General features: G+C 59.5%; 8 protein-coding genes. 7 read left to right on the top strand and 1 reads right to left on the bottom strand.

Annotation, left to right across the window (positions count from 1 at the left end):
* Positions 1 to 18: 18 nt before the first annotated feature.
* The 7 genes from G5287_RS20180 to G5287_RS20210 all read left to right on the top strand — a co-directional run bounded on the left by G5287_RS20180 (position 19) and on the right by G5287_RS20210 (position 6,511).
* Positions 19 to 783 carry a DUF3450 domain-containing protein gene (locus G5287_RS20180; protein WP_005343435.1) on the top strand — a complete coding sequence of 255 codons (765 nt, stop codon included), beginning with the start codon at positions 19 to 21 and terminating at the stop codon, positions 781 to 783.
* Positions 780 to 2,153, top strand: coding sequence for a MotA/TolQ/ExbB proton channel family protein (locus G5287_RS20185; RefSeq protein WP_107682561.1), 1,374 nt, complete (start codon positions 780 to 782; stop codon positions 2,151 to 2,153). The genes G5287_RS20180 and G5287_RS20185 overlap by 4 nt, the downstream gene beginning before the upstream one ends.
* 10 nt (positions 2,154 to 2,163) lie before the next feature.
* Entirely contained in the window at positions 2,164 to 2,691 is a 528-nt protein-coding gene (locus G5287_RS20190) for a MotA/TolQ/ExbB proton channel family protein (protein WP_005338936.1), read from the top strand.
* Between the two features lie 67 nt (positions 2,692 to 2,758).
* Entirely contained in the window at positions 2,759 to 3,166 is a 408-nt protein-coding gene (locus tag G5287_RS20195; protein WP_005338933.1) for an ExbD/TolR family protein, read from the top strand.
* A gap of 16 nt (positions 3,167 to 3,182) precedes the next feature.
* The gene (locus G5287_RS20200) at positions 3,183 to 3,818 is read left to right on the top strand and encodes an energy transducer TonB (protein WP_005343441.1); all 636 of its coding nucleotides are present in this window, start codon (positions 3,183 to 3,185) and stop codon (positions 3,816 to 3,818) included.
* 11 nt (positions 3,819 to 3,829) lie between these two features.
* On the top strand, positions 3,830 to 5,074 hold the full coding sequence (locus G5287_RS20205) for a tetratricopeptide repeat protein (protein ID WP_216951981.1): 1,245 nt from the start codon (positions 3,830 to 3,832) through the stop codon (positions 5,072 to 5,074).
* A gap of 510 nt (positions 5,075 to 5,584) precedes the next feature.
* Entirely contained in the window at positions 5,585 to 6,511 is a 927-nt protein-coding gene (locus tag G5287_RS20210; protein ID WP_421173211.1) for a L,D-transpeptidase family protein, read from the top strand.
* Positions 6,512 to 6,589: 78 nt separating this feature from the next.
* Here G5287_RS20210 and G5287_RS20215 read toward each other — a convergent pair whose 3' ends face one another.
* Positions 6,590 to 6,895: a type 1 fimbrial protein gene (locus G5287_RS20215; RefSeq protein WP_421231782.1), complete on the bottom strand. Its 306-nt coding sequence runs from the start codon at positions 6,893 to 6,895 to the stop codon at positions 6,590 to 6,592.
* Positions 6,896 to 7,106: the final 211 nt, after the last annotated feature.

The raw sequence follows: 7,106 nt of genomic DNA on the forward strand, positions 1-7,106 counted from the left end.
AAGACAAGGACCATTACAATGAAGAAAGCGCTCCTTGGCAGCCTGGTTTCGGCCGCCTTGTTGACCAGCTTCAATCTGAGTGCCGCCACTGCCGGTCAGGCCGTGGACGCTCAAGCCGCCACCGACAACGCATCCAAAGTTTCCCAGCAGAAGATCGACAGCTATGCCGAATCTGCCGAATCCGCACTGGCCCAGTACAAGGCAGCCCTGCGTCAGGTCGACAGTCTGCGCACCTACAACGAGCAGGTGAGCAAGATGGTCGAGTCCCAGAGTGCCGAGCTGGCGTCGATGCAAAAGCAGATCGCCCAGATTGATCAGACCAGCACCGAAGTTGTCCCCCTGATGCTCAAGATGATCGACTCCCTCGAGCAGTTTGTGGCGCTGGATCTGCCGTTCCAGAAGGTCGAGCGCGAGGACCGCGTAGCAGCCCTGACCGACCTGATGAACCGTGCCGATGTCACCATCTCCGAGAAGTACCGCAAGATCCTGGAGGCCTACCAGATCGAGGAGGGCTTCAGCCGCACCATCGAATCCTACAAGGCGAGCCTGGACAAGGATGGTAGCGAGAAGACCTACGAGTTCCTGCGGGTTGGCCGCATCGCGCTGCTTTATCAATCCCCGGATGGCAATGAGACCGGGATGTGGAACAAGAAGACTCGCCAGTGGGAAGAGTTGCCCCAGGAGTATCGCAGTGCGGTTGAACAGGGCCTTCGCATCGCCAAGAAGCAGGCGCCTCCCGCTCTGATCAAGCTGCCGGTTCAAACTGCGGAGAAAGCATCATGAAAGGAATCAAACTTGCGATTGCCTCCCTGATTGCGGGAGCAACCCTGGTCACCCTGCCGGTGACCGCCGCCGAAAAACCGGTGGATCTCAATGCGCTGCTGAATCAGGTCAAGGCCTCCAGCCTGAGCGAATCCCAACTCAACAAGGAGCGGGAAGCCCGCTTCCTGGCTGACAAGAACGAGCAGGGGGCGCTGCTGGCCAAGGCCAAGGCCGAGCTGGCTGCCGAAACCGCCAAGGGCGAGCAGCTCAAGGCGACCTTCGATGCCAATGACAAGCAGCTGACCGAGCTGACTGAAACCCTGCGCCAGCGTTCCGGCAACATGGGTGAGATGTTCGGCGTACTGCGTCAGTTCGCCGGTGAGTTCAAGGGGATCTTCAACGCCTCCGCCCGTCGGGTCGAGCATCCGGAACAGACCGCGCTGCTGACCCGTCTGGCCGAGAGTAAAGAGCTCCCCTCCAGCGACGATCTGGAAGCGTTCTGGACCACCACCCTCAGCCGCATGGTGGACGGTGGCAAGGTGAGCCAGATCCCGGCGACTGTGGTCTACGGCGAAGGCAACCAGGCCGAGAAGACGGTCACCCAGATCGGTGAGTTCAACACTGTCTCCGAAGGCAAGTACCTCACCTTCGTGCCGGAGACCGGCAAGTTCGAGCAGCTTTCCCGTCAACCTGACAAGGGGGTGCTGGAACCGATCGCCGAGTTTGAACAGGGCGGTGACGGGGTCAAGCCCATCTTTATCGACCCGTCTCGCGGCGTGATCCTCTCTCTGCTGGTGCAGTCACCGACTCTCAAGGAGCGGATCGATCAGGGTGGTGAAGTGGGTTACGTCATCATGGTGCTCGGCGTGCTCGGTACCCTGCTGGCCATCTTCTGCGGTATCCGCCTGTCGCTGATCGGCTCGTCCATGCGCAAGCAGCTGAAATCTGATCAGATCATCAAGGGCAACCCCATTGGTGACATGCTGGGGGCCTACCAGAGCCATCGCGGTGACAACATCGAGGATCTGGAGTCCAAGCTCGACGAGATCATCCTGCGCAACGTGCCCAAGTTCGAGAAGGGCATCAGCATCATCAAGCTGATCGCTTCCGTCGCGCCGCTGCTGGGGCTGCTCGGTACCGTAGTGGGGATGATTGCCACCTTCCAGGCCATCACATTGTTCGGCACCGGCGATCCCAAGCTGATGGCGGGCGGTATCTCCGAGGCGCTGGTGACCACCATGCAGGGTCTGGTCGTCGCGGTGCCCATGCTGTTCCTCTACACCATTGTGCAGACCCAGAGCCGTCGTCTGATCCAGGTGCTGGAAGAGCAGAGCGCCGGTTTCGTTGCCCGTTATCAGGAACGTCTGCACGCCTCCAAAGCCGCAGCGTAAGGAGTCACCCATGTGGTTCTGGTTGATTGAAGAAGTCGAGTCGGTCCGCCGGTTTTTGGGATTGGGGGGCGATGTACTGGTCGCCCTGTTCTTCCTGACCCTGATGATGTGGGCCCTGTTGCTGGAGCGCTGGTTCTACTTTATGGCGGTTTACCCCAAGCAGGTGAAGCAGACCAAGGCCACCTGGCTGGCCCGTACCGATCATCTCTCCTGGTCTGCCAAGCAGATCCGCCGCGAGCTGGTCTCACGGGTCGCCATGGCGGTAGACAAGGGGATGCCGGTCATCAAGGTGCTGATCGCTCTTTGCCCGTTGATGGGGTTGCTCGGGACCGTGGTGGGGATGGTGCAGGTGTTTGACACCCTGGCCATCACAGGCACCGGTTCGCCGCGGGCGATGGCATCGGGGATCTCCAAGGCAACGGTACCGACCATGGCGGGCATGATCGCCGCCCTTTCCGGCCTGTTTTTTGTCAACCAGCTCGATCACAAGGCCAAACTGGCGGTGCAAAAGCTGGAAGACAACCTGAAACACGGTTGATGCAGGATGCATACCCCCGGCGAGGCATGGCCTGCCGGGGGCACAGAACAAGCAAGGAGTTTCTGCTATGAGAAAACGTTACAGCGACAGCGGTGCTGACGAGGCGGCTATCGATTTGACCCCCATGCTGGACATAGTGTTCATCATGCTGATCTTCTTCATCGTCACCACCTCCTTCGTCAAGGAGTCCGGTGTCGAGATCAACCGTCCCAGTGCCAGCACGGCCGAGACGGTGAAGAAGGGCAATATCATGGTCGCGGTACGCGAAAACGGTCAGGTCTGGGTCGACAAGCGGGTGGTCGAGGTGGGGGCGGTGCGCGCCAACATCGAGCGGCTGCGGGCCGAAAACCCGGAGAGCGCCGTGGTGATCCAGGCCGATAACGAATCCCGTTCCGGTCTGGTGGTGCAGGTCATGGATCAGATCCGCATGGCCGGTGTCCAGAACATCTCCATCGCGGCAGACAAGAGCAGCTGATGCCGGAGAGAGACCTATGAGATACCTGATATCGTTGGCGGTCTCCTGTGTGGTGGTGTTCTTTCTGTTTCTGGGAATGAACAAGCTGATCACACCGGATCACCGGGAGCTGGTGGAGAAGGATGATGTCACCATGACCGATTTCATCCGCCTCAAGCCCCAGGAGACCCTGCAAGAGAAACAGCGGGAGCTGCCCAAACCGCCGCCGCCCAAGCGTCCGCCACCGCCTCCCGAGATGGAAGTGGCCAGCACGGATCGGCCGAAGATGGAGAGCGCGCCGATGGACATGCCCAAGCTCGACATCCCGGTCAACATCGGTGGTGGCAACGCGCTGGGTGCTTACAGCACCGGCGGCGGTGGTGGCGGCGTCGGTGGCAACAACGGCGCCATTCCGCTGGCCACCTTCGAGCCCATGATGCCCCGCAAGGCTGCACTGGCGGGGCTGGCCTCCGGCAAGGTGCTGGTGGAGTTCACCGTCACCGAGCGCGGTACCGTCAGCAACGTGCGGATCGTCAAGGAAGAGCCGCGCAGCTATGACCTCGGCAAAGAGGCGCGCAAAACCATTGCCAAGTGGACGTTCAAACCGGCCATGGTGGATGGCAAGCCGCAGGCGAGCCGTATGCAGCAAGAGATCGAGTTTGCGGTCAACTAAGGAAGGTGGCGATGAACAAGTTACACAAGATGATCCTCGCCCCGGTCGCCATGGCGGTGCTGCTCAGCACCGCCAGTTGGGCCGCCGAGCAGCCGGCCCTGTCGGATCGGGCCTATCGGGCGGTCAACAAGGCGCAGGAGCTGATCACTGACAAGCAATACGGTCTGGCGAATGCCAGATTGCAGGAGGCACTCTCCAGCGTGGGTGATCGGGTCTACGACAAGGGGGTCATATTGCAGACTCTCGGTTTCGTAGCCGCCCAGCAGGAGAAATACGGTCAGGCGACCAAGTACTTTGCCGATGCCATCGCGACAGGCGGCCTGCCGCCACCGGTGGCCCAGCAGGTGCGCTACAACCTGGCCCAGCTCTATATGGCTGAGGGTAATTATCAGGGCTCGATCAAGACCATGAAGGAGTGGTTTGCCAACCAGGGCAAGGATGACAAGCCCAACTCCCATGCCTATATCACGCTGGCCAACGCCCACGTGCAGCTCAAGCAGTACCGTGACGCGATCCCGGCGGTGGATCAGGCGATCAAGCTGTCGGCAGGTAAAGCGCCGGAGTCCTGGTATCTGCTGAAGATGGGCGCTCACTACGAGCTGAAACAGTACAAACCGGCGACCGAGGTGCTGACCTCTCTGGTCAATATGTTCCCGGAGAAGAAGAAGTACTGGACCCAGCTGTCGGCCATGCATATGCAGGCAGGCAACGATGGCAAGGCGCTGGCGGCGCTGGAGTCGGCCTACAACCTCGGCATGTTGACCGAGGCTGCCGAGCTGCAGCGTCTCGCCAACTACCTCGCCTTCACCGGCATTCCCCATCGCGCCGCACGGGTGATGGAGAAGGGGATGAAGGACGGGGTGATTGAGCAGAGCGCTGGCAACTACAAGACCCTGGCCAACTACTGGCATCAGGCCAAGGAGCTGGATCCGGCCATCGACACCCTGGCCAAGTCCTACCAGCTGGCCCCGAGCGCCGAATTGCAGCTGAAAATGGCGCGCATGATGATCCAGAGCAAACGCTATCAGGATCTGGTGGCGCTGGCCGCCAAACCGGCAGCCAATGCAAATGGTGAACAGCGGGCGGATCTCAAGTTCCTGACCGGGGTCGCCTATTTTGAGCAACAAAAGCCGAAGGAGGCCCTCAACGCCTTCACCCAGGCGGCTCAGAATGGCAACGTCAGCGGTCGGGCATCCCCCTGGATCAGCTTCCTCAAAGAGCAGAGTGGTGCGGCGGGGGAGGCGGCCGTCCAGTAATTCCAATGACAACGCTTGAAGTCCCTTTTATGGTTGCCTGGTGGCTCCATTAACCGCTCTTCGGAGCGGTTTTTTTATGGTGGCAGCCAGTCCCTGCTGTAGTCGAAGCGCTATTTTCCACCTTTTCGCTCCAATGAAAGTGCCACAGTCAACATTGGCCTATCTCCTCCGAGGTGACAAACGTTTCAGCCAGGGCTGCAACCGTGACACCAGGTGGCACAGCGCTGTGGTCTAAGGGGGCGGGGTTGGTCCGCAGAGAGGGGGCTATGCTGTACATCTCTCTTTCAATGGCGACTTGCCAAGGGGGCTTTTGCTCTGTTGATAAGCATCACACCGAAAACGGCCACTTTTAACAAGAAAAGCAACATATGGAAGTTGAAATTTTGGCCGACTCGGGAAAGAATGCGCGCTCGGTTATTTGGCGCCGTGGTGCAGGTTGACCCGCCACCGGCAGACCGAAGATAAGATGGCCTCCGGCCCATTTGGTACAGGAAACCACACAGGAATTTTATGAGCCCCCTTCGCACTGCCGCTTCGGCCCTTTTATGCACACTTGCGCTGATCAGCCAGCAGGCTGCCGCCGTCGAGTACCGTCTGCCTGCGGCCAACAGCCGTCTGATCGGTGAGAATCTGGAATATGTGGTGCCTGCGGACAATCGTCCGCTGGAGCAGATAGCCTCCGAGTTTCAGTTGGGTTTGACCAATATCATGGAGGCCAACCCGGGCGTTGATCCCTATCTGCCCAAAGCGGGCAGCACCCTGATCATCCCTCACCAGTTGATCCTGCCCAACGCGCCCCGCGAAGGGATCGTCATCAACGTCGCCGAGATGCGCCTCTACTACTATCCGAAAGGGAAGAACGTGGTACAGGTATTGCCCATCGGCATCGGTCAGCTGGGGGTAAACACCCCGGAGAACTGGATCACCAAGGTAGAGCGCAAGCGCGCCAACCCGACCTGGACCCCGACCGAAAACATTCGTCGTCGCTACGCCGCGAAGGGAATCACACTGCCTGCGGTCTGGCCAGCCGGCCCGGACAACCCCATGGGCCTGCACGCCCTCTACATCGGCAACCTCTATGCCATCCACGGAACCAATGCCACCTTCGGCATCGGTCTGCGGGTGAGCAGCGGCTGCGTACGTCTGCGTGCCGACGACATCAAGTATCTGTTCGACAACGTGCCGGTCGGTACCCGCGTCCAGTTCGTCAACCAGCCGGTCAAGACCACGGTCGAGCCGGATGGCGGTCGCTACATGGAAGTGCACGAGCCGCTGTCACGGACCGAGGAGGAGTTCAACTCCACCGCCTCCGTGCCGCTCCCGATGACACCGGCCATCACCCGCTTCATCGCTCACGCCGAGTCTGACTCCAACGTGGTCAAGCAGGTGCTGGAACAGCGTACCGGCATGCCGACCCGTCTCAATCCTCAAGCCTGATGACTTGAACTCGAGACCCGGTAATGACAACGGCGACCCTATGGTCGCCGTTGTTGTTTCTGCCAGCGGCAGTGGGCGTTATTTGTGACTGACGGTGACGATTGCCATAGTGTGGCGATCATCGACCCACTGGTAGGAGACCTGGCTGTGGGAGAGATTCAGGGATGCCTCTCTTGCCAGTTTTTGCAAATTAACTGTTTCGGTTGTTTGTGCGGAGCCTGAGAGGCAGGTGACCTGCATCTGCTTCTCTAGTTGGTTGACACGGCAGGCATCCTCCACGATGGCGCCGCTGAATTCGATGCGTCCTGTATTACTTGCCTGGGTCGTCTGTGCCATCGATATGCCCAGCGTGGCGAGAGTGAACACTACTGCGCTTGTTTTCATGCAGACCTCCTGATTGTCTTGCTCGCGGGCAGGAACCCGCTTGTTCATTGCCTCGCATTATCAGTATCGACAGTATTAGGTGGGGGATGAGCGTTATTTGATCCCTGCTCGGGAGGGGCAAATTCAGAAAGCAGTGTCTAGTCCTGAAATAGGTTTACACATTTTCAACTAGCATTTCTCTACTCAGAACCCCCTATGTACCGCATCGGGG

The organism is Aeromonas sp. 603079 (assembly GCF_049172135.1).
Lineage (GTDB): Bacteria > Pseudomonadota > Gammaproteobacteria > Enterobacterales > Aeromonadaceae > Aeromonas > Aeromonas veronii.

Coding starts and splice junctions, on each gene's coding strand:
- G5287_RS20185 (WP_107682561.1), top strand. CDS start 780: ATGAAAGGAATCAAACTTGCGATTGCCTCCCTGATTGCGGGAGCAACC.
- G5287_RS20180 (WP_005343435.1), top strand. CDS start 19: ATGAAGAAAGCGCTCCTTGGCAGCCTGGTTTCGGCCGCCTTGTTGACC.
- G5287_RS20215 (WP_421231782.1), bottom strand. CDS start 6,895: ATGAAAACAAGCGCAGTAGTGTTCACTCTCGCCACGCTGGGCATATCG.
- G5287_RS20210 (WP_421173211.1), top strand. CDS start 5,585: ATGAGCCCCCTTCGCACTGCCGCTTCGGCCCTTTTATGCACACTTGCG.
- G5287_RS20205 (WP_216951981.1), top strand. CDS start 3,830: ATGAACAAGTTACACAAGATGATCCTCGCCCCGGTCGCCATGGCGGTG.
- G5287_RS20200 (WP_005343441.1), top strand. CDS start 3,183: ATGAGATACCTGATATCGTTGGCGGTCTCCTGTGTGGTGGTGTTCTTT.
- G5287_RS20195 (WP_005338933.1), top strand. CDS start 2,759: ATGAGAAAACGTTACAGCGACAGCGGTGCTGACGAGGCGGCTATCGAT.
- G5287_RS20190 (WP_005338936.1), top strand. CDS start 2,164: ATGTGGTTCTGGTTGATTGAAGAAGTCGAGTCGGTCCGCCGGTTTTTG.